The 24,324-nt window shown below is 73.8% G+C and carries 24 protein-coding genes; 16 read left to right on the forward strand and 8 right to left on the reverse strand.

Features of this window, described 5'->3' with window-relative positions:
• The first annotated feature begins 111 nt into the window (after positions 1-111).
• On the forward strand, positions 112-1,161 hold the full coding sequence (locus IE096_RS20405; RefSeq protein ID WP_189453808.1) for a zinc-binding dehydrogenase: 1,050 nt from the start codon (positions 112-114) through the stop codon (positions 1,159-1,161).
• Positions 1,162-1,456: 295 nt separating this feature from the next.
• Here the strand turns inward: IE096_RS20405 and IE096_RS20410 are convergent, their stop codons facing one another.
• Entirely contained in the window at positions 1,457-2,644 is a 1,188-nt protein-coding gene (locus IE096_RS20410) for an amino acid deaminase/aldolase (RefSeq protein WP_373298171.1), read from the reverse strand.
• A 178-nt stretch (positions 2,645-2,822) separates the two neighbouring features.
• Between IE096_RS20410 and IE096_RS20415 the strand changes: the two genes are divergently transcribed.
• The 4 genes from IE096_RS20415 to IE096_RS20430 all read left to right on the forward strand — a co-directional run bounded on the left by IE096_RS20415 (position 2,823) and on the right by IE096_RS20430 (position 6,615).
• Positions 2,823-3,680: a hypothetical protein gene (locus IE096_RS20415; protein ID WP_189453810.1), complete on the forward strand. Its 858-nt coding sequence runs from the start codon at positions 2,823-2,825 to the stop codon at positions 3,678-3,680.
• A complete protein-coding gene (mycP, locus tag IE096_RS20420; RefSeq protein ID WP_189453812.1) occupies positions 3,677-4,861 on the forward strand; it encodes a type VII secretion-associated serine protease mycosin in 1,185 nt (394 codons plus the stop codon). Before IE096_RS20415 ends, mycP begins: the two co-directional genes overlap by 4 nt.
• A 93-nt stretch (positions 4,862-4,954) precedes the next feature.
• A complete protein-coding gene (locus IE096_RS20425) occupies positions 4,955-5,695 on the forward strand; it encodes an SseB family protein (RefSeq protein WP_189453813.1) in 741 nt (246 codons plus the stop codon).
• 95 nt (positions 5,696-5,790) lie between these two features.
• Positions 5,791-6,615: an MIP family channel protein gene (locus IE096_RS20430; RefSeq protein ID WP_189453815.1), complete on the forward strand. Its 825-nt coding sequence runs from the start codon at positions 5,791-5,793 to the stop codon at positions 6,613-6,615.
• A 22-nt stretch (positions 6,616-6,637) separates the two neighbouring features.
• On the opposite strand, the gene IE096_RS20435 is transcribed toward IE096_RS20430, so the two are convergent.
• Complete coding sequence (locus tag IE096_RS20435; protein ID WP_126913404.1) at positions 6,638-7,009, reverse strand: DUF1844 domain-containing protein; 372 nt, start codon at positions 7,007-7,009, stop codon at positions 6,638-6,640.
• Positions 7,010-7,302: 293 nt separating this feature from the next.
• Here IE096_RS20435 and infC point away from each other — a divergent pair, with 293 nt between their 5' ends.
• The 10 genes from infC (at position 7,303) to IE096_RS20485 (ending at position 18,212) form a co-directional block, all read left to right on the forward strand.
• Entirely contained in the window at positions 7,303-8,001 is a 699-nt protein-coding gene (gene infC, locus IE096_RS20440) for a translation initiation factor IF-3 (RefSeq protein ID WP_189454239.1), read from the forward strand.
• Positions 8,002-8,129: 128 nt separating this feature from the next.
• Positions 8,130-8,324 carry a 50S ribosomal protein L35 gene (gene rpmI / locus IE096_RS20445; protein ID WP_126913401.1) on the forward strand — a complete coding sequence of 65 codons (195 nt, stop codon included), beginning with the start codon at positions 8,130-8,132 and terminating at the stop codon, positions 8,322-8,324.
• Between the two features lie 92 nt (positions 8,325-8,416).
• Positions 8,417-8,803 (forward strand): 50S ribosomal protein L20, encoded by a 387-nt coding sequence (gene rplT, locus IE096_RS20450; RefSeq protein WP_126913400.1) that lies wholly within the window; start codon positions 8,417-8,419, stop codon positions 8,801-8,803.
• Between the two features lie 141 nt (positions 8,804-8,944).
• Positions 8,945-9,778, forward strand: coding sequence for a TrmH family RNA methyltransferase (locus IE096_RS20455; RefSeq protein WP_126913399.1), 834 nt, complete (start codon positions 8,945-8,947; stop codon positions 9,776-9,778).
• A 40-nt stretch (positions 9,779-9,818) separates the two neighbouring features.
• Positions 9,819-10,949 carry a sensor histidine kinase gene (locus IE096_RS20460; RefSeq protein ID WP_189453817.1) on the forward strand — a complete coding sequence of 377 codons (1,131 nt, stop codon included), beginning with the start codon at positions 9,819-9,821 and terminating at the stop codon, positions 10,947-10,949.
• Positions 10,950-11,087: 138 nt separating this feature from the next.
• Complete coding sequence (pheS, locus tag IE096_RS20465) at positions 11,088-12,233, forward strand: phenylalanine--tRNA ligase subunit alpha (protein ID WP_189453819.1); 1,146 nt, start codon at positions 11,088-11,090, stop codon at positions 12,231-12,233.
• Positions 12,233-14,743 carry a phenylalanine--tRNA ligase subunit beta gene (gene pheT / locus IE096_RS20470; protein WP_189453820.1) on the forward strand — a complete coding sequence of 837 codons (2,511 nt, stop codon included), beginning with the start codon at positions 12,233-12,235 and terminating at the stop codon, positions 14,741-14,743. The genes pheS and pheT overlap by 1 nt, the downstream gene beginning before the upstream one ends.
• 312 nt (positions 14,744-15,055) lie before the next feature.
• A complete protein-coding gene (locus IE096_RS20475; protein WP_308430366.1) occupies positions 15,056-16,201 on the forward strand; it encodes a PP2C family protein-serine/threonine phosphatase in 1,146 nt (381 codons plus the stop codon).
• A gap of 85 nt (positions 16,202-16,286) precedes the next feature.
• Positions 16,287-17,624 (forward strand): tetratricopeptide repeat protein, encoded by a 1,338-nt coding sequence (locus IE096_RS20480; RefSeq protein ID WP_189453824.1) that lies wholly within the window; start codon positions 16,287-16,289, stop codon positions 17,622-17,624.
• Between the two features lie 57 nt (positions 17,625-17,681).
• The gene (locus tag IE096_RS20485) at positions 17,682-18,212 is read left to right on the forward strand and encodes an NUDIX hydrolase (protein WP_189453826.1); all 531 of its coding nucleotides are present in this window, start codon (positions 17,682-17,684) and stop codon (positions 18,210-18,212) included.
• A 123-nt stretch (positions 18,213-18,335) separates the two neighbouring features.
• Here IE096_RS20485 and IE096_RS20490 read toward each other — a convergent pair whose 3' ends face one another.
• Positions 18,336-18,599 (reverse strand): ADP-ribosylation factor GTPase-activating family protein, encoded by a 264-nt coding sequence (locus IE096_RS20490; RefSeq protein ID WP_189453828.1) that lies wholly within the window; start codon positions 18,597-18,599, stop codon positions 18,336-18,338.
• Between the two features lie 148 nt (positions 18,600-18,747).
• A complete protein-coding gene (locus IE096_RS20495; RefSeq protein WP_189453830.1) occupies positions 18,748-19,605 on the reverse strand; it encodes a 3-hydroxybutyryl-CoA dehydrogenase in 858 nt (285 codons plus the stop codon).
• Positions 19,606-19,780: 175 nt separating this feature from the next.
• Between IE096_RS20495 and IE096_RS20500 the strand changes: the two genes are divergently transcribed.
• The gene (locus IE096_RS20500; RefSeq protein WP_189453832.1) at positions 19,781-21,040 is read left to right on the forward strand and encodes a glycoside hydrolase family 10-like protein; all 1,260 of its coding nucleotides are present in this window, start codon (positions 19,781-19,783) and stop codon (positions 21,038-21,040) included.
• A 6-nt stretch (positions 21,041-21,046) separates the two neighbouring features.
• Here IE096_RS20500 and IE096_RS20505 read toward each other — a convergent pair whose 3' ends face one another.
• From IE096_RS20505 to IE096_RS20520, 4 genes are all read right to left on the reverse strand, one after another.
• Positions 21,047-21,247, reverse strand: a complete 201-nt coding sequence (locus IE096_RS20505) for a DUF1918 domain-containing protein (protein WP_189453834.1) — start codon at positions 21,245-21,247, stop codon at positions 21,047-21,049.
• A gap of 82 nt (positions 21,248-21,329) precedes the next feature.
• Positions 21,330-22,244, reverse strand: coding sequence for a LysR family transcriptional regulator (locus IE096_RS20510; protein ID WP_189453836.1), 915 nt, complete (start codon positions 22,242-22,244; stop codon positions 21,330-21,332).
• 91 nt (positions 22,245-22,335) lie between these two features.
• Positions 22,336-23,556, reverse strand: coding sequence for a beta-ketoacyl-[acyl-carrier-protein] synthase family protein (locus IE096_RS20515; protein ID WP_189453839.1), 1,221 nt, complete (start codon positions 23,554-23,556; stop codon positions 22,336-22,338).
• A gap of 152 nt (positions 23,557-23,708) precedes the next feature.
• Complete coding sequence (locus IE096_RS20520; RefSeq protein ID WP_189453841.1) at positions 23,709-24,281, reverse strand: GNAT family N-acetyltransferase; 573 nt, start codon at positions 24,279-24,281, stop codon at positions 23,709-23,711.
• Positions 24,282-24,324: the final 43 nt, after the last annotated feature.

Here is a 24,324-nt window from a genome sequence, read left to right on the forward strand (position 1 = left end):
CGACCGGGTCTTCCGCCTGGCTCGGGTGGGCTCGGGTGGGTTGAAGGAACGTTTCCTCGGGCAGGTTCTGTCGCCAGGTGAACCCTGTCGCGATCACGGAGGTATCCGGACATGCCCGAGACGATGCTCGCCGGACGGCTCGACCTGCGGTCGGGCCGTTTCGCCGTCGAGGAGGTACCCGTCCCCGAGCCCGGCCCCGGGCAGGTCCGGGTCAGGGTGCGGGCCGCGGGTATCTGCCTGTCCGACGTTCATCTTGTGGACGGTGAACTCAAGCCCGCCTTCGCCCGTGCCGGGAAGGTCACCCTGGGGCATGAGACCGCCGGGGTCGTCGATGCGCTCGGGCCGGACGTCCCGGCTCCTTGGGCCGTCGGGCAGCGTGTCCTGCTCCAGGCGGGGGAGCGCTGCGGGGAGTGCGGCGGGTGTGTGCGCCACGAGTCGTGCCGGGCCGTCCGGACGCGCGGCGTCGACTACGACGGCGGGTGGGCCGAGTACGCCCTCGCCAACCACCACACGCTCGTCCCGGTCCCCGACGGGCTCCCCTTCGAGCAGGCCGCCATCATTCCCGATGCCGTCTCCACGCCCTGGGCCGCCATCACGACTACCGGTCGGGTGCGGCCCGCCCGCCCCGCCGGGGTCTGGGGGGTCGGTGGGCTCGGTGCGCACGCGGTGCAGTTGCTGCGGTTGGCCGGGGCGGCGCCCATTGTTGCTGTTGACCCGCTGGAGGGTGCCCGTCGGCGGGCCCTGGAGTTCGGGGCCGATGTCGCTTTGGACGCCGGTGCGGGGGATGTCCGCGAGCGGGTCCTGGAGGCGACCGGGGGGCTGGGGCTCGACCTCGCCCTCGACACGGCGGGGGTGCCGGCCGTCCGGGACCAGGCCGTGCGCTGTCTGGGGCGGGGTGGGCGGCTGGTGCTCGTCGGGATCGCTCCTGGGGCGCTGACGTTGGCCGACGGTGCGGCGTTCATTTTTCGCGAGCAGCAGGTTCTGGGGCACTACGGGTCGGCGCCTGCGCACGTGGACGAGCTGGTGGCGCTCGCCCGTCTGGGGCGGCTGGACCTCGGACGGTCGGTCAGCGGCACGCTGCCGCTGGCGGAGGCGGCGGTTGGTGTCGAACGGTTGCGGAAGAAGGACGGGGATCCGGTGCGGCTGATCCTGTTGCCGTGAGGGCCGGTTGGTGGGTCGGGGGCGGGGTGGGGTGGACGGGCCCTTACGGGGCTGAGCTCTTCGCGGTCCCTGCCACTTTGGTAAGAGTTGCCCCGTACTTGGCTCCAGCGGCGAAGAGCTCTTTACGCCCCTACCAGGGCCCATCCACCCCACCCCGCCCCCTTCCGTCACTACCCCGGGGGCGCGCTTCCGGGTAATCGGGCGGGTGGGTGGGGTAGAACCCGCGCCGAAGGCGCGGGAAACCCCCACCGGGGGCACCCGGAAAGTCCACCGAACCCCGCGCGGGAGGCGCCCGTCAGAGGAACGTGCGGCCCTCCCCCCGGTACGTGGGGACCGTCCCCACCACCCGGTCGCCCTCCACAAGGTGGAGCTCCGCGAACCGCTCGCACAATTCGCCCGCCTTGGCGTGCCGGAACCACACCCGGTCGCCGATCAGCAGATCGTCGGCGGGATGTCCCAGCAGCGGGGTCTGCACCTCGCCCGCACCCTCCCGCCCCGCCAGCCGCAGGCCCGCCGGGAGGTACGGGACCGGCAGGCGGTCCCGTCCGGCCGCGCCCGACGCGGGGTAGCCGCCGCCCAGGACCGTCACCACGCCCACCCCGGGCCGCCGCACCACGGGCAGCGCGAACAGCGCGGCGGGGCGGGCGGTGAAGGACGAGTAGCCGTCGAACAGGCGCGGCGCGTACAGCCCCGAACCGGCGGCGATCTCCGTCACCGCGTCCTCGGCCGCCGTGTGCTGCACACTGCCCGTGCCGCCGCCGTTGACGAACTCCAGTTCCGTCACCTCCCGTACGGCCCGCACCGCCTCCGCGCGCACGGCCGCCACCCGGTCTCGGGCGACTGACTGCATCAGTCGGATCGCCCGGGAGCGGACGGGGTGGCCGGGGATCCTGTCGCCCACGCCCGCCACGTGCGCCTCGTAGGCCATCAGGCCCACCAGGCGGAACCCCGGGCGGCGGGCCACTGACCGGGCCAGCTCCGCCAGTTCGCCCGGGTCGTTCAGTGGTGACCGCAACGCCCCGATCCGTACCCTGCCTCCCAGTAGTCGCAGTGAGACGTCCAACTCCAGGCAGATCCGGATCTCCTCACGGCCCGTTCGGGCGGCTTCCACGACCGTCAGTTGCGTCGGGTCGTCCACCATCAGCGTCACCGCGGCGGCCAGCTTGGGGTCCGAGGTCAGTTCCGCCAGGCTCGTGCGGTCCGTCGACGGATAGGCGACCAGGACGTCCGGAATCCCCGAACGCGCCAGCCACAGCGCCTCGGCGAGGGTGTAGGCCAGCACGCCCGCGAAGCCGTCGCGCGCCAGCACCCGCTCCAGCAGTGCCCGGCACCGCACGGACTTGCTCGCCACTCGCACCGGTTTGCCCCCCGCCCGCCGCACCAGATCGGCGGCATTGGCGTCGAACGCCCCGGTATCGACCACCGCGAGGGGAGCGTCCAGATGGGCGGTGGCCCGGTCGTAACGCGCTCTGTCGGACGACATGGCGGGCAGCCTGCCAGAGCCGGAATCCGCTGACCAGGGGTCGGGCCCGGGCGAATGGCACCCGTCGTGTCGCGCACCGTAAAGTGGCGCGCACGCCACGGCCTTCGGGTCGGCGGCGATGTGGCGGATATCCGACATACGGCGGTACGACCGGCCGGCTCGCAAGGGGGAGCGCAGGTTGAGCACCGAAGCGGAAGCCCTGCCGCCGCCCCCCGCCCCCCACTGGGCACCCCCGCCGCCCCCGCTCCCCGTCCCCGTTCCCGGCCCGCCCTCGCGGGGCTCCGGGCGCGCCGTCGCCGCCGCCGTCAGCCTGGTCCTCGGGCTCGGCCTCATAGCCGGGGCCGTGACCGGGAGTTGCCTGGCCGCCGGCCCGGGCGACGGCTCCGCCGCCGAGGCCGCCTACACGCGCGGCGCCACCCTCTGGCGCGGCCTTCCCGTCGACCGGATCTTCCCGGCCGCCGTCCACCGGGACGCGGCCGGGCCCGGCGGCGCCCCGCGCGACTGGACCCGGCTGGGCGTCGCCCCCGACAGCGGCTGCGCCGACGCCTTCGACCCCCTCCTCGCCACCGCCCTGGCCCCCGTCGGCTGCGCCCGGCTGCTGCGCGCCACCTACGCCGACGCCACGTCGTCGCACGTGACCACCGTCGGCCTGCTCGTCACCGACGCCGACGCCGCCGGCATGCGCGCCCTGCGCCGCCGGTTCGCCGACGAACACCTCGACGAGCGCGCCGACCTGATGCCCCGCCCCCTCGCGCTCCGGGACACCCCCGCCGCGCGCTTCGGCGACGCGCAGCGCGCCAGCTGGTACATCACCGTCATGACGGACGTGCCCGCCGTCGTCTACGCCGTCACCGGCTTCGCCGACGGCCGTACGGGCACCCCGCCGCTGCCCGCCGCCCGGGCGGTCGTCCCCGGCGCCACCGAGGCCCCGGCGCAGGCGGGTCTCGGCCATGACGCGACGGCCCTCGTGGAGGAGGTGGCGCGCGCCTACCGCGACGCCGCGCACCGGCCGGCGGGCCGGGAGGACGGCCGATGAGGCGTCCGCGCCGGTCCCTGGCCGCGCTGGCCACCGGGACCGCCCTCGCCGTGCTCGCCGCCGCCCCGGCCCGGGCGGACGCCATAAGGGCGCAGGAGTGGGCGCTCGACGCCCTCCACGTCCAGGACGTCTGGCGGACCACCAAGGGCGCCGGGATCACCGTCGCCGTACTCGATACCGGTGTCGACGACGGGCACCCCGATCTGCGGGGACGGGTGCTCCCCGGCAAGGATCTGATCGGCTTCGGCGCCGGGCCCGGCGACCGCTCCTGGGCCCGGCACGGCACCGCCATGGCCGGGATCATCGCCGGGCGCGGGCACGGCGACGACGACGCCGACGGGATCACCGGCGTCGCCCCCGAGGCGAGGATCCTCCCGGTGCGGGTGATCCTCGAGGACAGCGACCCCGCCCGCGCCAAGGCCCGGGGAGCGCGCGGCAGCGCGCTGGCGGACGGCATCCGCTGGGCCGCCGACCACGGCGCCGACGTGATCAACCTGTCCCTGGGCGACGACAGCGACACCGCGCATCCGGAGCCGCGCGAGGACGCGGCCGTGCAGTACGCGCTGGCCAAGGGGGCCGTCGTCGTCGCCTCCGCCGGCAACGGCGGCGAGCACGGCGACCACGTCTCCTACCCGGCGGCCTATCCCGGCGTGATCGCCGTGACGGCCGTCGACCGCTACGGGGGCCGCGCCTCCTTCTCCACCCGCCGCTGGTACGCCACCGTCAGCGCGCCCGGCGTCGACGTCGTCATCGCCGACCCGGACCGGCGCTACTACGAGGGCTGGGGGACGAGCGCCGCCTCCGCCTTCGTCTCCGGGGCCGTGGCGCTCCTGCGCGCCGCCCGGCCGGGGCTGAGCCCGGCGCGGGTCCGCGAGCTGCTGACCGACACCGCGCGGGACCGGCCGACGGGCGGCCGCGACGACGAGGTCGGCGCGGGGATGGTGGACCCGGCGGCCGCCATCGAGAAGGCCGGCCGGGAGGGCGCGCAGGTGCGCCGCGCGCCCGCGGTGCCGCGGTACTTCGGCGGGGGGCCGGGGGCCGCGCCCGGGGACGCCTCCGGGGGCGGTCCGGGCGTCCCGGCGCTCGTCGCGGGCGGGGCGGGGGTGCTGCTGCTCATCACGGCGGCGGTGCTGCGGCGTCGGCCGAGGGTGTCTGCTCCCCGATCCCGCCCCTTCCCGTAACCGGGGGGCGAGCCCCCGGCCCCCCGGCGACCGGGCTTCGGGGCGGCAGCCCCGGGCACCCGGCGGGGAAAGCCCACCCGATACGCTCGGGCCGTGGCGCTCAAGAACATCCCGGACTCCCCGTTCTCCGACGACGACGGCTCCGCCGACCCCGCTCTCGCCGAGGCGCTCGCCGCCTGGGCGGCGGACCGGTCGGCCGGGGCCGAGAAGCGGGTGCTGGCCGCCCTGCCGGGCGTCCGGCTCCTCGTGCCCGTGGTGGCCGTGCTCGGCGAGGTGGAGACCGGGCCCGACGGGCTCAAGCGCGAGAAGACCAGCGACATGGCCGTACCGACGCTCCAGGCGCCGGACGGGCGCCGCGCGCTGCCCGCGTTCACCTCGATGGAGACGATGAAGCGGTGGCGCGCCGACGCCCGGCCCGTGGCCGTGCCGCTGCACCAGGCCCTGCAGGCCGCCGTGCACGAGAAGGCGGACACCATCGTGCTCGACCTGGCCGGTCCCGTGACCTATCCGCTGACCGGCCCCGCGCTGCTGGCGCTGGCCGAGGGCCGCGACAGCGCGGACCCGCTGGCCGACCCCGCCGTCACCGGCGCCCTGCGGGACGTCCTCGCGGCCGAGCCCGGGGTGCTGCGGGCCCACCTCACCCCGTCCGGCGAGGCCGACGGCACGCTGGCGCTGGTCCTGGCCGGGGACGCGGCGCCCGGAGACGTGGTGCGCCGGGTCGCCGAGGGGCTGGCCGCCGCCGAGGTGCTGCGGGAGCGGCTGGTGCGGGGCCTGGACCTCGCGCTGCTGCCCGCGACGGCGCACGTCCCGGGAGAGGCGCTCTTCAGCCGCTAGCCGGGCCGCCGGCCGCGGCGGTCCCGACAGGCGCTCCCGGGGAGACCGTCCGACAATTTCACGAGGACGGTCCACGAGATCCTCAGGAGGTCGCCATGGACGCCCTGAAGAACGTGAAGCCGGCCCTGGCCAATCTGGACCCGGTGAAGACCAGGACCGCCGCTTCCGAGTTCCTCGGAACCCTGCTGCTGGTGCTGTTCGCCGTGGGCTCCGTCGTCCTCGCGGCCGACTACATCGGCGTGGTCGGCATCGCCCTGACGTTCGGCTTCACTCTTCTGGCCCTGGTGTACGCCCTGGGGCCGGTGTCGGGCTGCCACCTGAACCCGGCGGTGACGCTCGGCCTGCTGCTGGAGCGCCGCATCACGATCCACACGGCCATCGAGTACTGGATCGCGCAGCTGGTGGGCGGCATCGTCGGCGCGGCGATCCTCTTCCTGATCGCCAAACAGGTGCCCGGGATCAAGACCGACGGGACGTTCGGCAGCAACGGCTACGCGGACCGCTCGGCCGTGCACATCAACACCGGCGGCGCGTTCCTCGCCGAGGTCGTCCTGACCTTCCTGCTGGTGTTCGTGGTGCTCGCGGTGACCCACCGGGTCGCCGTCGTGGGCTTCGGCGGGCTGGCCATCGGCCTGGCGCTGGCGGTGGACCACCTGGTGGGCGTGCCGCTGACCGGCACCTCCGTCAACCCGGCGCGCAGCATCGGCCCGGCGCTCTTCGCGGGCGGCGCGGCCCTGTCCCAGCTGTGGCTGTTCATCGTCGCCCCGCTGGTCGGCGGCGCCCTCGCCTCGTTCGCCCACCGGGTCACCCACCCGCCGCACGGGGTCGCCATGCTCGCGGACGAGCTCGCGGCGCCCGAGCCGCTGGCGGGTACGGGCGAGGGCCGGCCCGACCGGCCGCACTACGGCGGCCCGGCCTGACCGGCCCTCGACGGAGAACCCGTTACGCGTACACGGGTCCGGTGAACTTCTCACCGGGCCCCTGGCCCGGCTCGTCCGGGACGACGGACGCCTCGCGGAAGGCCAGCTGGAGCGACTTCAGGCCGTCGCGCAGCGGGGCCGCGTGGAAGTTGCTGACCTCGGTGGCGCTCGCGGTGACCAGCCCGGCGAGCGCGGTGATCAGCTTGCGGGCCTCGTCGAGGTCCTTGTGCCGCTCGCCGTCCTCGGCGAGGCCGAGGTTGACCGCCGCCGCGCTCATCAGGTGCACCGCGACCGTGGTGATCACCTCGACGGCGGGGACGTCCGCGATGTCGCGGGTCATGGTGTCGAAGTCGGGGGTGGGGTTCTCCCCGCTGGTGGGGGTCGCGTCGCTCATGGCGCACACGATACGTCCCGGTGCCGGATCGGTTCGCCACCGGCCGGTACGCCCGGTTAGCACGCCTGCTCCCCACCTGCTATCGTCGGTAAACGACCGGCTGAGCGCATCCGTGTGCCCGGCCCACAAGTGGAGCTCCGTTCTCCCACCTGGTCGACCATCGGTCGGCAGGTCTCCGGTCAGGCGGTAGCCATCGTTCCGTACGGACGATGGAGCTGCCCGATAGCGCCCCGCGGCTCGCCGTGGCGGTGTTCCGGTATGGAGCCCCGCCTGTGCCCGTCGGGGCATTTTTCATGTACCGGCGCGGTTGGTCTTTACGAAAAGACGTTGCGCGGCCCCATGAGGGTGCCGCGTGGTGCTACCGAGGAGGCCCCATCAGCGCCGAGCCCCGCATCAACGACCGGATCCGCGTCCCCGAGGTGCGACTTGTCGGTCCCAGCGGCGAGCAGGTAGGCATTGTGCCGCTTGCCAAGGCCCTGGAGCTTGCGCAGGAGTACGACCTCGACCTGGTCGAGGTGGCGGCGAACGCACGCCCGCCGGTCTGCAAGCTCATGGACTACGGGAAGTTCAAGTACGAGTCGGCCATGAAGGCCCGTGAGGCGCGCAAGAACCAGGCGCACACGGTCATCAAGGAGATGAAGCTCCGGCCGAAGATCGACCCGCACGACTACGACACCAAGAAGGGTCACGTCGTCCGGTTCCTCAAGCAGGGCGACAAGGTCAAGATCACGATCATGTTCCGTGGTCGCGAGCAGTCCCGGCCGGAGCTCGGCTACCGACTGCTGCAGCGCCTCGCGGAAGACGTCCAGGAGCTGGGTTTCGTCGAGTCGAACCCCAAGCAGGACGGCCGCAACATGATCATGGTTCTCGGTCCGCACAAGAAGAAGACCGAGGCGATGGCCGAAGCCCGCGAGGCGCAGGCCGCCCGCAAGGCGGAGCGCCAGGGTGGATCCCCCGCGGACGCCGCCGCCGAGGAGACCGCAGAGGCGTGATCCCGGGGCCCTCGTGGTCCCGGCGCTCACTCCGGGGCGTCCCCCGTCCCGGACAGCAATCAACAGTTGACGCTTCACCGCGCCCCGAAGGGGCCGTGGAGTGCCACCGACGAGGAGAGAACGGCGCTATGCCGAAGAACAAGTCGCACAGCGGTGCCAAGAAGCGCTTCAAGGTCACCGGCTCCGGCAAGGTGCTGCGTGAGCGCGCTGGCAAGCGCCACCTGCTCGAGCACAAGTCGTCCCGCCTGACGCGTCGCCTCACCGGCAACGCCGAGATGGCCCCGGCCGACGCCAAGAAGATCAAGAAGCTTCTCGGCATGTGACATTCGGCCCCGCGCCGAATGTCCGCACCGGGACCCAATCGTTTTCGGGTCGTGTGAGAAACCACCACGGCCCCGCTACAAGGAGTTAACAAGTGGCACGCGTCAAGCGCGCAGTCAATGCGCACAAGAAGCGCCGGGCGATCCTCGAGCAGGCCAGCGGCTACCGCGGTCAGCGGTCGCGTCTGTACCGCAAGGCCAAGGAGCAGGTCACCCACTCCCTGGTCTACAACTACAACGACCGCAAGAAGCGCAAGGGCGACTTCCGTCAGCTGTGGATCCAGCGCATCAACGCCGCTGCCCGCCAGAACGGCATGACGTACAACCGCCTCATCCAGGGTCTGAAGGCCGCCAACATCGAGGTGGACCGCAAGATGCTGGCCGAGCTGGCCGTCAACGACATGAACGCGTTCGCCGCGCTCGTCGAGGCCGCGCAGAAGGCCCTGCCGGCCGACGTCAACGCGCCGAAGGCCGCCGCCTGATCCAGGCGCCGCAAGGCACCGCTCGGACCCGCAGGCCCCCGGCCTGCGGGTCCGCTCGCGTCCGGCCCCCGGCACCCACCGTGCCGGGAAGCTCACCGGGCGCCCAGCAGCACCCGCACCTCCGCTACCGAAAGTGAGCCCATGGCGGCCCCCGAGCTGACCTCCCTGCGATCGCCCCGTGTCATCGCGGCCCGCCGTCTCGCCAAGCGGAGCTTCCGCAGCAAGGAACGCCGCTTCATCGCGGAGGGCCCGCAGTCCGTGCGCGAGGCCGTCGACCACCTCATCGAGGTGTACGTGACGCCGGACGCCGCCGAGCGCCACGCCGACATCGTCGCCGCCGCCCACGCCGCCGGGGTGCCCGTGCTCACCGCGACGGACGAGGTCATCGCGGAGATGTCCGACACCGTCACCCCGCAGGGCATCGTCGGCCTGTGCCGCTTCCTGGACTCGCCCTTCGAGGAGATCCTCGCCGGCCGCCCCCGGCTGGTGGCCGTCCTCGCGCACGTCCGCGACCCCGGCAACGCCGGTACGGTCCTGCGCTGCGCGGACGCCGCGGGTGCCGACGCCGTCGTGCTGACCGACGCCTCCGTGGACCTCTACAACCCCAAGTCGGTGCGGGCCTCCGTGGGCTCCCTCTTCCACCTGCCGGTGGCCGTGGGCGTCCCCGTCGAGCAGGCCGTCGCGGGCCTGAAGGCCGCCGGGGCGCGGATCCTGGCCGCCGACGGCGCCGGCGACAAGGACCTGGACGAGGAGCTGGACCAGGGCAGCATGGGCGGTCCCAGCGCCTGGATCTTCGGCAACGAGGCCTGGGGCCTGCCGGAGGAGACCCGGGCGCTCGCCGACGCCGTGGTGCGCGTCCCGATCCACGGAAAGGCCGAGAGCCTCAACCTCGCCACCGCCGCCGCGGTGTGCCTCTACGCCTCCGCCCGTGCGCAGCGCGCGTCCGGAGGGTGCCGCTCCGTGACCTCCAGCTAGTAGGGTTGGGGCTCCGGGGGTCGGGAGGGGGTGCGGGTCGATGAACGTCAGAACGTCCGGGAGCACGGTGGCCGGCACGTGCCCGGCCGCCTCCACGGGCTCCCCGGGGCCGGCCGCCGGCCTCCACGCCGACGACCTGCCCGACGGGCTGGTCGTCGCCGACGCCACCGGCCGGATCACCTGCTTCAACGCCGCCGCGGCCCGGATCACCGCCGTGCGCCCGGGCGACGCGCTGGGCCGGCAGCTGGAGAGCGCCCTGCCGCTGGAGGATCTGGACGGCCGCCGCTGGTGGGCCGTGACCGACCCCTATGGCGGCCTCGCCACCCGCACCGGCCAGCCCGAGCGCAATCTGCTGCTGCCCGGCGGCCGCCAGGTGCTCGTCTCCGCCCGCTACGTCCGCGAGCGGCCCGGCGGGCCGGTGGTGCGCGTGGTGGTCCAGCTGCGCGGCACCGAGGCGCGCCGGCGCACCGAGCGCAGCCACGCCGAGCTGATCGCCACCGTCGCCCATGAGCTGCGCTCCCCCCTGACCTCCGTCAAGGGCTTCACGGCCACGCTGCTGGCCAAGTGGGAGCGGTTCACCGACGACCAGAAGCGGCTGATGCTGGAGACGGTCGACGCCGACGCCGACCGGGTCACCCGGCTGATCGCCGAGCTGCTGGACATCTCCCGGATCGACTCCGGCCGGCTGGAGGTGCGCCGGCAGCCGGTCGACATGGCCGCCGCCGTCCGCCGGCACGTGGCGAGCTACACCCGGGCCGGGATGCGGCCCGAGCGGTTCGAGGTCAAGGTCGCCGACGCGCTGCCCCCGCTCTGGGCGGATCCGGACAAGGTCGACCAGGTGCTGGGCAACCTCCTGGAAAACGCCGTGCGCCACGGCGAGGGAGTCGTCACCATAGAAGTGACACCAGCACTGACGAAGGCCCACGCGGAGGGGACGGCGGTCACCGTGAGCGATGAGGGCCCCGGCATCCCGGAGGAGTCGATGGCCCGCGTCTTCACCCGCTTCTGGCGCGGGAGCAAGCGCGGCGGCACCGGCCTGGGGCTGTACATCGTCAAGGGCATCGTCGACGCCCACGGCGGGACGATCACGGTGGGGCGGGCCGCCCGCGGCGGCGCCCAGTTCCGATTTACCCTGCCCGTGGGTGCCCCGGCCTTCCTCACCCAGGCCTGAGCGCGGCCCACGGGCTCGTCCCACCACACGCGCCCCTTAGACTCGACCTTTGGCACCTTTGGCACCACCTTTGGCCAACGTCGTCGGGCGAAGTCGCGCAGCGAAGCGAAGCCACCCCAATCGGAAGCACGGGAAGAGATGTCGGCACCCAATAAGTCGTACGACCCTGTCGAGGTCGAGGCACTGAAACCGGAAGAGATCGAGCGGATGCGGGACGAGGCGCTCGCCGCCCTCGCCGCGGCCGCCGACCTCGAAGCCCTCCGCGAGGCGAAGGCCGCCCACATGGGCGACCGCTCCCCGCTGGCCCTGGCCAACCGCGAGATCGGCGCCCTGCCGCCGCAGGCCAAGGCCGAGGCGGGCAAGCGCGTGGGCATGGCCCGCGGCGCCGTGAACAAGGCCCTCGCCGCCCGTCAGGCGGAGCTGGAGGCCGAGCGCGACGCCCGCGTCCTGGTCGAGGAGGCGGTGGACGTCACCCTGCCGTACGACCGTGTGCCGGCCGGCGCCCGCCACCCGCTGACCACGATCGGCGAGCGCATCGAGGACGTCTTCGTGGCCATGGGCTACGAGGTCGCCGAGGGCCCCGAGGTCGAGGCCGAGTGGTTCAACTTCGACGCCCTCAACCTGGCGCCGGACCACCCGGCCCGCACCATGCAGGACACCTTCTTCGTGCGGGGCACCGCTCGTGCCGATAGCGGCTCCGCCGCGGGGGCCGCCGACTCCGGCGTCGTGCTGCGCACCCACACCTCCCCGGTGCAGATCCGCTCGATGCTCGACCGCGAGCCCCCGGTCTACGTGATCTGCCCGGGCCGCGTGTACCGCACCGACGAGCTGGACGCCACCCACACCCCCGTCTTCCACCAGGTCGAGCTCCTCGCCATCGACGAGGGCCTGACCATGGCGGACCTCAAGGGCACCCTCGACCACATGGTGCGGGTGCTGTTCGGCGAGGACATGCGGACCCGGCTGCGCCCGTCGTACTTCCCGTTCACCGAGCCGTCCGCCGAGATGGACATGGTGTGCTTCGCCTGCCGCGGCGAGTCGGTGGGCAACCCCGACAAGGCGTGCCGCACCTGCTCCAGCGAGGGCTGGATCGAGCTGGGCGGCTGCGGCATGGTCAACCCCCGGGTGCTGACCGCCGCGGGCATCGACCCGGAGAAGTACAGCGGCTTCGCCTTCGGGTTCGGCATCGAGCGGATGCTGATGTTCCGCCACAACGTCGAGGACATGCGAGACATGGTCGAGGGTGACGTGCGCTTCACCCGGCCGTTCGGGATGGAGATCTGATGCGCGCCCCGCTTTCCTGGCTGCGGGAATACGTCGACCTGCCGGCCGGCGAGACCGGCCGCGACGTGCAGGCCAAGCTGATCGACGCCGGCCTCGAGGTCGAGCGCGTCGAGCAGCTCGGTGCCGACCTGACCGGCCCCCTCGTCGTCGGCAAGGTCCTCACCATCGAGGAGCTCGAGGGCTTCCGCAAGCCGATCCGTTTCTGCACCGTCGACGTCGGCACGGCCAACGGCACCGGTGAGCCGCAGGAGATCGTCTGCGGCGCCCGCAACTTCACCGTCGGCGACAAGGTCGTCGTCGCGCTGCCCGGCGCCGTGCTCCCCGGCGACTTCGCCATCGCCGAGCGCAAGACGTACGGCAAGGTCTCGCGCGGCATGATCTGCTCCGGCGACGAGCTGGGCATGGGCGACGACGGCACCCACGGCATCATCGTGCTCTCCAACGAGCACGAGGTCGGCACCGACGCGATCGAGCTGCTCCAGCTCGTCGACGAGGTCCTCGACATCGCCGTCACGCCCGACCGCGGCTACTGCCTGTCGATGCGCGGCATCGCCCGTGAGGCGGCCACCGCCTACGGTCTGCCGCTGCGCGATCCGGCCCTGCTGGACGTGCCCGCGCCCAACGGCTACGGCTACCCGGTCGCCGTCGCCGACCCCAGCGGCTGCGACCGCTTCACCGCCCGTACGGTCACCGGCATCGACCCCGAGGCCCAGTCGCCGATCTGGCTGCGCCGCCGCCTCCAGAAGGCCGGCATGCGCCCGATCTCGCTGACCGTCGACGTCACCAACTACGTGATGCTCGAGCTGGGCCAGCCGCTGCACGCCTACGACCGCGCCACCCTGGACGGCACGATCGGCGTGCGCCGCGCCCAGCCCGGCGAGAAGCTCACCACCCTCGACGGCACCAAGCGCGTCCTGGACGCCGAGGACCTTGTCATCGCCGACAACCGGGGCCCCATCGGCCTCGCCGGTGTGATGGGCGGCGCCGAGACGGAGATCGCCGACCACGCCGCGGGCCAGGGCTCGACCGACGTGGTCATCGAGGCCGCCCACTTCGACGCGGTCGCCATCGCCCGCGCCGCCCGCCGCCACCGGCTGACCACCGAGGCGTCCAAGCGCTTCGAGCGCGGTGTCGACCCGCAGGCCGCCTCCGCCGCCGCCCAGCGCACGGTCGACCTGCTGGTGCTGCTCGCGGGCGGCACCGCCGAGGCCGGCGTCACCGAGGTCGTCGCCCCCAGCGGGCCGCGCACCATCTCCATCCGCGCGGACCACCCGGACCGCGTCGCCGGTCTCGAGTACGGCCGCGAGACCGTCGTCCGCCGCCTCCAGGAGGTCGGCTGCGACGTCTACGGCCAGGACGAGCTGATCGTCACCGTCCCCAGCTGGCGGCCCGACCTCACCGACCCCAACGACCTCGCCGAGGAGGTCATCCGGCTGGAGGGCTACGCCAACGTGCCCTCGGCGCTGCCCGCGCCGCCCGCCGGGCGTGGCCTGACCCACCGCCAGCGGCTCCACCGCCGCGTCGGCCGGGCCCTGGCCGGGGCCGGCTACGTCGAGGTGCTCAACTACCCCTTCATCGGGGACTGGGCCCTGGACCACCTGGGTCTGCCGGCCGACGACCAGCGCCGCACCACCGTGCGCCTGGCCAACCCGCTCTCCGAGGCCGAGCCGGCGCTGCGCACCACCATGCTGCCGGGGCTCTTCGCCGCCCTGCGCCGCAACGACAGCCGCGGCGAGCACGACCTGGCGCTCTTCGAGACCGGCCTGGTCTTCCAGCCGACCGGCGACGAGGGCGTCCCGGCCCGGCTGCCCGTCGACCGCCGTCCCACCGACGAGGAGATCGCCGGCCTGAACGCCGCGCTGCCCCGGCAGCCGCGCCGTGCCGCCGTCGTCCTCGCCGGCGCCCGCGAGCGGGCCGGCTGGTGGGGCCAGGGCCGTCCGGCCGGCTGGGCCGACGCCGTCGAGGCGGGCCGCGTCGTCGCCCGTGAGGCCGGCGCCGAGCTGATCATCCGTCAGGACCAGCAGGCGCCCTACCACCCGGGCCGCTGCGCGGCGCTGTCCGTCCTGATCGACGGGCAGGAGGTGGCCGTCGGCAACGCCGGTGAGCTCCACCCGCGCGTCGTCAAGGCGTTCGGCCTGCCGGAGCGGACCTCCGCCATGGAGATCGACCTCGATCTGCTGGAGCGGGCCGGCGACGGCGCCGTCCAGGGCCCGCGCGTCTCCACCTTCCCGGTCGCCACCCAGGACGTCGCGCTCGTCGTCGACTCCTCGGTCCCGGCGGCCGACGTCGAGGCCGCCCTGCGGGACGGCGCCGGCGAGCTGCTGGAGTCGCTGCGCCTGTTCGACGTCTTCACCGGCGCGCAGCTCGGCGAGGGCAAGAAGTCGCTGGCCTACGCGCTGCGTTTCCGGGCCGCCGACCGCACGCTGACGGCCGACGAGGCGTCGGCCGCGCGCGACACGGCGGTCCAGGCCGCCGTCGAGCGCACGGGCGCGGTGCTGCGCGGCGCGTAGCGCGTAGCGCCTGACGGCGGGTTGAGTGACGACGGGGTCCGGGTTTGCCACCCGGGCCCCGTCGTGCGTTCGCCTCGCGCGAGCGGCGGGGTGGGACCGTTGTCTCGCGGCTGCGGGCGGTTCTGGGCTGGTCGCGCAGTTCCCCGCGCCCCTTACGGGGCGCGTTTCGGCCCCGGCATCCCTCGTTCGGGTGGAAAACGGGGGGCAACCCTCCGCACAGGGGCGCGCTGTCGCGAGAATTCAGCGCGTCTTTGCTGCTAGGGGGCCGACGGAATGATCCGTACACGAGAGGCTCGCTTCCGGCGGGGAATCGTGTTCGTACTGCCCGGGCTGTGGGTCCTCGCGGTCGTCCTCTGGGAAATCCTCAGCCCCCTCGGCACCCAGTTCATCGAACTCCTCGCCGCGACACCCGCGATCGCCTGCGCCGGTACCGGGCGCCGCCAGTGCGTCCTGCTCGGCGGCGCCTGCGCGCTGCTCGCGCTCGTGCCGCCCGGGCCGTCCGGGCGCGCGGCGGTGAGCGGCAGGATCGGCACGTGCGGCGCCGTCCTCGCCGTCGTCGCGGCCAGCTATCTGATCTCCGGCCGTACCCGTCGGCTCACCGGCGAACTGGAGCGCGCCCGCGAGGTCGCGATCACCGCGCAGACCGTGCTGCTGCGCCCCCTGCCGCCCCGGCTCGACGGGATCGCCCTCGCCGGCCGCCATGTGTCCGCCGGCGAGGGCGCGCTCGTCGGCGGCGACCTCTACGACGCCCTCGGCACCCGGCACGGGGTGCGCGTCCTCATGGGCGACGTACGCGGCCACGGCCTCCCCGCGCTCGGCACCGCCGCCGCCCTCCTCGGCAGCTTCCGCGACGCCGCGCACGACGAGGCCCGGCTGCCGGACGTGCTGCGCCGCCTGGAGCGCTCCCTCCACCGCCACCTGCGCGAGCGGGACCAGCGGCAGCCGGCCGGCTTCGACGGGGACCGTTGGGACGCCGAGGAGTTCGCGACCGTCCTCCTGCTGGAGGTCCGCGCGGAGGGCGAGGTCGTGGCCCTCAACTGCGGCCACCCCTGGCCGCACCGGCTGTCCGGCGACCCGGCCCACGGGCCCGGGCCGGCCGTCCTCGTGCCCGGCGACCCGCTGCCCCCGCTCGGGGTGTTCCCCCTGCCCACCGAGCTGTCGCCGCTCCCGCTCACCCGGCTGCTCCTCGGCGACGTCCTGGTGCTCCACACCGACGGCGTCGAGGACGCCCGCGACGCGACGGGCGCGTTCTTCCCCCTCGCGGGCGCCCTCGCCGAGGCCGCCCGGGGCGCCCCGCCCGCCCTCGCGACCCTCGTCGCCCGGGTACAGGCGGCGCTGCTGCGCCACACCGGCGGACCGGTCACGGACGACTTCGCCCTCCTCGCCCTGCGGAACGACCGCGGCCCCGGTCCACCGGCCGCCTCCCGCCCGCCCCGGGCGCTCCTCGCGGGCCCCTGACGTGCGCCCGCGCCCGTGGCCCGTTCACACCCCGTGCGAAGGGATCTCCACTACGCTGATCCCACCGAGCGCACCGGAGGGCAGGATGGAGCCCAACACACTGCTCGACGCCGTCCTCGACGAAGCGGGAATCTCCCATGCGAGTCTCGCCGCGCACATCAACGCGGCAGGCCGGGCCCGGGGACTGGCGTTGCGTTACGAACACACCGCCGTCGCCCGCTGGCTGAAGGGCCAGCGGCCCCGCGGCCAGGTGCCGGACCTGATCTGCGAGGTCCTCGGCGAGCGGCTGCGCCGCGCGCTGACCCTCGACGACATCGGCCTGGCCACCCCCGGTGGCCCCCGGGCCCCCGGCACCCCGCTGTCCGGCTTCGTCGACCGCGCCACCGCCCTGTGGCGCTCCGACGAGCAGCAGCGCGAGCACGTCGTCCGGGCCCCCGCCGTCACCGGCACCCCCGCCGTCATCCCCGTGTGGGAGTGGGAGAACCCGCCCGAGGACGCCGACGTCTCCCGGCGCGGGCTCACCCGCGTCTCGATGGCCGACATCGAGATGCTCCGCGCGGCCCGCGCCCACTACGAGCAGATGTACCGAAAGGCGGGCGGCGTGGCGACCCGCGCCCGGGTCGTCGGCTTCCTCAACGCCGAGGCCGCGCCCCTGCTGCGCGGCGGCTACTCCGACGCGATGGGCCGTCAGCTCCACCGGGCCACCGGGGGGCTGGTGGCCGTTGCGGGGATCTGCGCCTACGACTCGGACGCCCACGGCCTGGCCCAGCGCTACTTCCACCAGGCCCTGCGGCTCGCGAAGGCCAGCAACGACCGTGGCCTGGGCGCCTATGTGATCGCCCTCCTCGTCAACCAGTCGCTCTTCATGGGGGAGTACCGGCAGGCCGTCGCCTTCGCGGAGTCCGCGGTGCGGGCCGCCGGCCGGGACCTCACCCCGGCGCTCGCCGCCGACCTCTACGCCATGCAGGCCAAGGCCTACGCCCGGCTCGGGGACGGCCAGGGGGCGCTGGGCTGCATACGGCGCGCCGAGGCGGCCGCCGAGCGCATCCACCGGGGCCTGGAGCCCGCCGAGACCGGCTATGTCCAGCCCGGACTGGTGAACGTACAGGTGGCGGAGGCCCTGCTGAGCCTCGGCGACCTCGGGCCCGCCCGTGAGCACGCGGACCGGGCCGTCGACACCCCCGCCCACGACCGGGGCCGTGTCCACCGGCTCGCCATGCTCACGCACATCGAGCTGCGTCAGGGAGACGCGGACAAGGCGGTGGCCACCGCGCGGGAGATGACCGAGCAGGCGAGAGGCATGGAATCGCAGCGCTTACGGGACCGGCTCCGTGCGGTGCGCGAGCACCTGATCGAAAGTGGGTGCGCGGCCACGGCCGAGGCCGCCGAGATGATCGACGGGGCGCTGCGCGTGCCGTTGTGAGAGAGGTCGCCAGGACGGCGCCCGGGAGGTGGCCACCTCGGCGGAAGGTGGCAGAACGTGCGTTGGAAGAATCTCAGGGAGCTGACCGTCTACGAGAACCGCTGGTTCCAGGTCAATCTCGCGGACGTCGAACTCCCCGACGGACGTCATCTCGACCATTTCCTCATCCGGTTGCGGCCCGTCGCCGTGGCCACCGTGGTCAACGCGGCCAATGAGGTCCTGCTGCTGTGGCGGCACCGTTTCATCACCGACAACTGGGGCTGGGAGCTGGCGGCCGGGGTCGTCGAGGACGGCGAGGACATCGCCGTCGCCGCGGCCCGGGAGATGGAGGAGGAGACCGGCTGGCGGCCGGGCCCGCTCAGGCACCTGATGTCGGTCGAGCCGTCCAACGGGCTCACCGACGCCCGGCACCACATCTACTGGACGGACGAGGCCGAGTACATCGGCGACCCGGAGGACGGCTTCGAGTCGGACCGCCGTGAGTGGGTGCCGCTCAAGGTGGTGCCGGACCTGATCGCACGGGGCGAGGTCCCGGCCGCCAACATGGCCGCCGCGCTGCTTCTGCTGCACCACATGCGGCTGGGCTGAGGGCTTTCCCCGCGCCCGAAGGGGCGCGGGGCTGTTCTCGATATGCGGCTCCGCCGCGTGAGCGCGACCAGCCCGGGGCAGCCCGCAGTCGCGGGACCGCGGTTCCGCCCCGGCGCTGGCGCGTCACCGCCCGGCCACGGTCTGCCACACCGCGAGAGCCAGCGCAGCGACCCCCGTGAGGGCGGCGAGCGAGGGCAGCGGCCAGCGGCCGTGCTCCAGGGCCCGCACCCGCTCGGCGACTTCGGCGAGATCCCGCTCCGCCTGTTCGCTGCGCTGGCAGAGCAGGGCGAGACGGCCGTCGATGCGGACGACGCCGACGTCGAGGCTGCGGCGGAGCTCCGCGAGCTCCGCCGGAGTGGTGGCGGTGCGCTCGGGATGGATGGTCACGGTCCGTACCCCATTTCGAGAAGACACTGTCGGTGCGACGATCCGAGTCAATCGCGCGGACAGGCGGGGCGGGAGCGTGTGCGGAGGGTGTTCGCGGGTCACCGGCGCACACCCCGTGTGAAGGCGGGGCGGGCGCCGGTGGTCACGGTCAGTAGGTGTAGAAGCCGGAGCCCGTCTTGCGGCCCAGCCGGCCCGCGTCGACCATCCGCTGGAGCAGCGGGGGAGCGGCGTACAGGGGCTCCTTGTACTCCGCGTACATGCTGTCGGCCACGGAGGCGACGGTGTCCAGGCCGATGAGGTCGGAGAGCTTGAGGGGGCCCATGGGGTGGGCGCAGCCCAGCTCCATGCCGTTGTCGATGTCCTCGCGGCTGGCCATGCCGGACTCGAACATCCGGATGGCGGAGAGGAGATAGGGGATGAGGAGGGCGTTGACCACGAACCCGGAGCGGTCCTGGGCGCGGATGGCGTGCTTGCCCAGCACCTTGCCCACCAGGGCCTCGGCGCGCCGGATGGTCTCGTCGCTCGTGGTGAGCGCGGGGATCAGCTCGACGAGCTGCTGCACCGGGGCCGGGTTGAAGAAGTGGATGCCGATGACCCGGTCGGGGCGGGAGGTGGCGACGGCCAGCTTCACCAGCGGGATGGAGGAGGTGTTGGAGGCCAGGATGGCGTCCGGGCGGGTCACGACCTGGTCGAGGACCTGGAAGATCTCCGTCTTGACCTGCTCCTTCTCCACGACGGCCTCGATCACCAGATCGCGGTCGGCGAATTCGCCGAGGTCGGTGGTGAAGCTCAGCCGGGCCAGGGTGGCGTCGCGCTCCGCTTCGGTGATCTTGCCGCGTTCGGCGGCCTTGCCGAGGGAGTTGGTCAGCCGGGTGCGGCCCAGCTCCAGTGCCTCGCCGGTGGTCTCCGCGACCTTGACGTCCAGTCCGGCCCTGGCGCACACCTCCGCGATGCCCGCGCCCATCTGGCCGCAGCCCACCACTCCGACGCGTTCGATGTCGGTCACCACATCGTGCCTTTCGCTGATCTTCGGTCGACCGGCGGAGGGCCGAAGGTCATCCGGCTGCCGCCCTGGGAAAGACGTTACTCCGCGCGGGGCGGTGGCGAGCGGGCCGGGGCGGGCATGCTCTGCGTGAAGGGTGTGACTCACGCGACAGCACCGGAAGAAGGAGCATCCGCATATGGGGCGTTTGACGCGAAGAGGGTTCACCGTGACCGCCGCGAGCGCCATGGCGGCGCTGCTGACCACGACGGGCGAGGCGGGAGCGGTGGACGCCGCGCGGGGCGGTGGCGAGCGGGCCGGCCGGACCCAGGGGCGGGAGCTCCGGGGGATGTGGGTCGCGACCGTCGTCAACATCGACTGGCCCTCGCGCCCCGGGCTGCCCCCGGAGCGGCAACGGGCCGAGCTGCTGGCCCTGTTCGACGCGGCGGTGGCCCGGCGGCTGAACACCGTGATCCTGCAGATCCGCCCGACGGCCGATGCCTTCTGGCCCTCGCGCTTCGAACCGTGGTCGGAATATCTGACCGGTGTTCAGGGCCGGTCGCCGGGCTGGGATCCGCTGGCCTTCGCCGTGCGCGAGGCCCACAAGCGCCGTCTGGAGCTGCACGGTTGGTTCAATCCGTACCGCGTCGCCAACCACACCGACCCCGGGCGGCTCGTGCCCACCCATCCCGCGCGGATCCACCCCGAGTGGGCGGTGCCCTACGGCGGGAAGCTCTACTACAACCCCGGGCTGCCCGAGGTCCGCCGGTTCGTCCAGGACGCCCTGCTCGACGCCGTCTGGCGCTACGACCTCGACGGCGTGCACTTCGACGACTACTTCTACCCCTACCCCGTGGCCGGCCAGACCTTCGACGACACGGCCGCCTACGAGCGGTACGGCGCCGGGTTCCCCGACCGGGCCGCCTGGCGGCGCGACAACATCGACCGCCTGGTGCGGGAGACGGGCGAGCGGATCAAGCGCCGCAAACCCCACGTGCGCTTCGGGATCAGCCCCTTCGCCGTCTGGCGCAACCGGACCACCGACCCCCGGGGCTCGGACACCAAGGCCGGGGTGCAGACCTACGACGACCTCCACGCCGACACCCTCGGCTGGGTCCGCCGGCAGTGGATCGACTACATCGTCCCGCAGTGCTACTGGCACATCGGCTTCGCGGCCGCCGACTACGCCACGCTGGTGCCCTGGTGGGCGGAGGCCGTGCGCGGCACGAACGTCCAGCTCTACATCGGCGAGGCCCTCTACCGGGCGGGCGACCCCACGCAGCCCGCGCCCTGGCAGGACCCGGCCGAGCTCTCCCGGCACGTCGCCCTCGGCCGCCGCCATCCGGAGGTGCGCGGCAACGTCTACTTCTCGGCGAAGAACGTGGTGGCCGACCGTATCGGCGCGATGGCGCGCGTGGTGAAGGACCACTACCCCCACCGCGCGCGCCCGCCGCGCTGAAGCGGCCTAGAACTGCTCGCCGGCCTTGCGGTGGTCCACGACGGAGTCGGGCCCGGGGGACATGATCGTCTCGTGCCCCTTGTCGTCCCTCACCCGGTAGGGCGGGTTGCCGTTGGGGCCGAGGACCTCCACGATCTCCACGGTGTGGTCGTGCTTGCCGACCGTCCGGCCGTGCACCACCAACCGGTCGCCCTTGCTCGCATGCATCGCCATGACCCTTTCGCCGGAGTACGGGGACAGGTGCACTCGGATACTCCCAGCCTAAGGTGGACGGCGGTATAGGGCGCGTTCAAGAATGGCCGTCGGAACGGCCGGTGCCGCCCGCCGCGTCGGCCACGGCCTGCCGCAGCCACCGGTGGGCCGGATCGGTGTCCACGCGCACGTGCCAGGCCATGCCCAGGGCGACCGGGGGCAGGGGCAGCGGGATCTCCCGGACCACCAGCGGCACGGTCTCGGCGACATGGGCGGCGACCGCCGCGCCCACCAGCGCCAGCGCGTCGGAGCGCAGCGCCAGGAAGCAGGCCGTGACGTGCGACGGCACCGTCGTGAGGATCCGGCGGGCCAGCCCGAGCTCGGCGAGCCGCTCGTCGACGACGCTGTGGAAGAGCCCCCGCCGGGTGACCGTGATGTGGGGGAGCGCCGCGAACCGCTCGGCGGTCAGCTCCTCGGCCGCGTGGGGGGCGTCGGCCCGGCAGACCGCGACGTGGTCCTGCGACGGCAGCGGACGGCTGCGCACGTCGTGCGGGAGCTCGGGTAGCTGCCCGATGTCCAGGTCGACGCGGTCGCGCAGGTCGGCGGGGTCCTCGTCGCCCTCGGGGAGGATCCGCAGCTGGACGCCGGGCGCCTCCCGGGCCACTCGGGCGGTGAGCGGCGGGCCGAGGACGACGGCGGCGGCGTCGCTGGTGCGCAGGGTGAACCGCCGCTCCACGGTCGCGATGTCGATCTCCGGCGAGGGCCGCAGCGCGGCCAGCGCCCCGGCGAGGGCCGCCTCGACCGACGGCCGCAGCTCCCGCGCCCGGGGCGTGAGGGTCAGGCCGCGCCCGGCCGGGACCAGCAGCGGATCGCCCAGCACCCGCCGCAGCCGGCCCAGGGTGCGGCTCATCGCCGACGCCGAGACGTTCATCCGGGCGGCGGCGCCCGTCACGCTCCCTTCCCGCAGCAGCGCGTCCAGGGCGGGGAGGAGATTCATGTCGGGCAACTGCATGAGCGCCATCGTCGCAGGCCCTGCGCCCCGAAGGGGCGCGGGACGGTGTCGATACGCGGCTACCGCCGCGTGGGCGCGGCCAGGGGAGTGCTCAGGACGCCGTGAAGACCAGCGACGCGTTGTGCCCGCCGAAGCCGAACGAGTTCGTGAGCGCGGCCGTCAGCGCACCCCGGCGAGGGGCGCCCGCGACGACGTCGAGCCGCACCTCCGGGTCGAGGGCGTCGAGGTTCGCGGTGGCGGGGACGACGCCGTCGCGAACGGCGAGGATCGCGGCGAGCGCGCCGACCGCCCCGGCGGCGCCGAAGAGGTGCCCCGTCATCGACTTGGTCGCCGTGACGGACGGGTGGAGCCCGATGGCCTCGGTGACCGACCGCGCCTCGACCAGGTCGCCCAGGGGAGTGGACGTCGCGTGGGCGTGGACGTGCTCGACGTCCAGCGGGGACAGCCCCGCCGAGTCCAGTGCCAGCCGCATCGCGCGGACCTGGCCCTCGGGGTGGGCGGCCGTGATGTGGTGGGCGTCCGAGGTCACCCCGGCCCCGGCGAGCCGCGCGTGGGCACGCGCCGCGCGGGCGGCGGCGAACTCCGCGCGCTCCAGGACGACCACGGCGGCGCCCTCGCCGATGACGAACCCGTCGCGGTCGGCGTCGAAGGGGCGGGACGCCAGGGCGGGCGCCTCGTTGCGGGTCGAGTGGGCCCGGGCCTGGGCGAACCCGGCGATGGGCAGCGGGGCGATGCAGGCCTCCGTGCCACCGGTGACCACCACGTCGGCCCGGCCGAGCCGGATGAGGTCCAGGCCCATGGCGATGGCCTCGGCGCCGGACGCGCAGGCGCTGACCGGCGTGTGGGCCCCGCCCTTGGCGCCCAGCTCGATGCTGACCCAGGCGGCGGGCCCGTTGGCCATCAGCATGGGGACGGTGTGCGGGGAGACCCGCCGCACGCCGGACGCCTCCAGCACGTCGTCCTGGCCGAGCAGCGTCAGCGCGCCGCCCGTGCCCGTGCCGATCACCACGGCCAGCCGCTCCGGCTCGACCTCGGGCCGGCCCGCGTCCGCCCACGCCTCCCGGGCGGCGATGAGCGCTATCTGCTCGCAGCGGTCCATCCGCCGGGCCTGCACCCGGTCCAGGACCTCGGTCGGCTCGGACTTGAGCCGCCCGGCGATCCGCACGGGCAGCCCGGCCGCCCACTCCTCCTCGATCGCCCCGATCCCCGACTCCCCGGCCAGCATCGCGGCCCAGGTCGACGCGACGTCCCCGCCGAGCGGCGTGGTCGCTCCCAGCCCGGTGACCACCACATCCCTGACATCGCTGCTCATGGACAACCCCCTTTGTAGTGGAGACACAACTCACCGCTCCGAAAGCGAGCGGTGAATGATCAACTTGCTGGCTACTCTTCCAGGGGTTTTGCGGTCGTCCGGATGCCGTGTGCCACGGAGTCGGGTTCGGGGGATTTGTAGGTTCCGGGCATTTACTCCATGCCCGCGCGCTTGCGGTGGGCCTGCCACTCGGAGGCGAGGACCGCCCAGATCTGCTTGTCGTGGCGGGTGCCGTCGAAGGGCCAGGACTCGCGCCGCACGCCTTCGAGCGTCATGCCGAGCCGTACGGCCACCGCCGAGCTCCGGTCGTTGTCGGCCCGGCAGTGCCACTCGGCGCGGTGCAGCCCCCGGGTGGTGAAGGCCCAGTCCAGCAGGGCCCGGCACGCGTCGGTGATCAGGCCCAGCCCCTCGGCGGCCGGCTCCAGCCAGCAGCCGACCTCGCAGGAGCCCAGGGCCGCGTTGAAGTCCGTGAACATCACGCCGCCGACCAGCGTGCCGTCGAGCCAGATGCCGTAGAGACGGGCGCCGTCGGCGGCCTGCCGCTCGGCGTAGCGGCGCAGCGTGCCCCGCGCCCCCTCCAGGTCGTCGGTGACGAACGCCGCCCCCACCCACGGCCGGATGTGCTCGCGGGCCCGGTCCATGTGGGCCGCGAACTCCTCGGCGTGCCATATCTCGAGCGGGCGGAGGGAGAGGAGAGCGTCGTCCCGCAGGGCAAGGGAGAACATGGTGACCCCATTCGCACAACAAGCGTTACGGATATGTACGGTG

The sequence above is a fragment of the Streptomyces abikoensis genome (genome assembly GCF_014648775.1).
GTDB lineage: Bacteria > Actinomycetota > Actinomycetes > Streptomycetales > Streptomycetaceae > Streptomyces > Streptomyces abikoensis.

Excerpts from the sequence above, each read along its gene's own strand:
- IE096_RS20505 (WP_189453834.1), bottom strand. The coding sequence starts at position 21,247 with ATGCATGCGAGCAAGGGCGACCGGTTGGTGGTGCACGGCCGGACGGTC.
- IE096_RS20515 (WP_189453839.1), bottom strand. The coding sequence starts at position 23,556 with ATGAGCAGCGATGTCAGGGATGTGGTGGTCACCGGGCTGGGAGCGACC.
- rpmI (WP_126913401.1), top strand. The coding sequence starts at position 8,130 with ATGCCGAAGAACAAGTCGCACAGCGGTGCCAAGAAGCGCTTCAAGGTC.
- IE096_RS20430 (WP_189453815.1), top strand. The coding sequence starts at position 5,791 with ATGGACGCCCTGAAGAACGTGAAGCCGGCCCTGGCCAATCTGGACCCG.
- IE096_RS20435 (WP_126913404.1), bottom strand. The coding sequence starts at position 7,009 with ATGAGCGACGCGACCCCCACCAGCGGGGAGAACCCCACCCCCGACTTC.
- IE096_RS20460 (WP_189453817.1), top strand. The coding sequence starts at position 9,819 with ATGAACGTCAGAACGTCCGGGAGCACGGTGGCCGGCACGTGCCCGGCC.
- IE096_RS20455 (WP_126913399.1), top strand. The coding sequence starts at position 8,945 with ATGGCGGCCCCCGAGCTGACCTCCCTGCGATCGCCCCGTGTCATCGCG.
- pheT (WP_189453820.1), top strand. The coding sequence starts at position 12,233 with ATGCGCGCCCCGCTTTCCTGGCTGCGGGAATACGTCGACCTGCCGGCC.
- IE096_RS20405 (WP_189453808.1), top strand. The coding sequence starts at position 112 with ATGCCCGAGACGATGCTCGCCGGACGGCTCGACCTGCGGTCGGGCCGT.
- IE096_RS20480 (WP_189453824.1), top strand. The coding sequence starts at position 16,287 with ATGGAGCCCAACACACTGCTCGACGCCGTCCTCGACGAAGCGGGAATC.
- IE096_RS20410 (WP_373298171.1), bottom strand. The coding sequence starts at position 2,644 with ATGTCGTCCGACAGAGCGCGTTACGACCGGGCCACCGCCCATCTGGAC.
- IE096_RS20520 (WP_189453841.1), bottom strand. The coding sequence starts at position 24,281 with ATGTTCTCCCTTGCCCTGCGGGACGACGCTCTCCTCTCCCTCCGCCCG.
- infC (WP_189454239.1), top strand. The coding sequence starts at position 7,303 with ATGTACCGGCGCGGTTGGTCTTTACGAAAAGACGTTGCGCGGCCCCAT.
- IE096_RS20500 (WP_189453832.1), top strand. The coding sequence starts at position 19,781 with ATGGGGCGTTTGACGCGAAGAGGGTTCACCGTGACCGCCGCGAGCGCC.
- pheS (WP_189453819.1), top strand. The coding sequence starts at position 11,088 with ATGTCGGCACCCAATAAGTCGTACGACCCTGTCGAGGTCGAGGCACTG.
- IE096_RS20510 (WP_189453836.1), bottom strand. The coding sequence starts at position 22,244 with ATGCAGTTGCCCGACATGAATCTCCTCCCCGCCCTGGACGCGCTGCTG.
- mycP (WP_189453812.1), top strand. The coding sequence starts at position 3,677 with ATGAGGCGTCCGCGCCGGTCCCTGGCCGCGCTGGCCACCGGGACCGCC.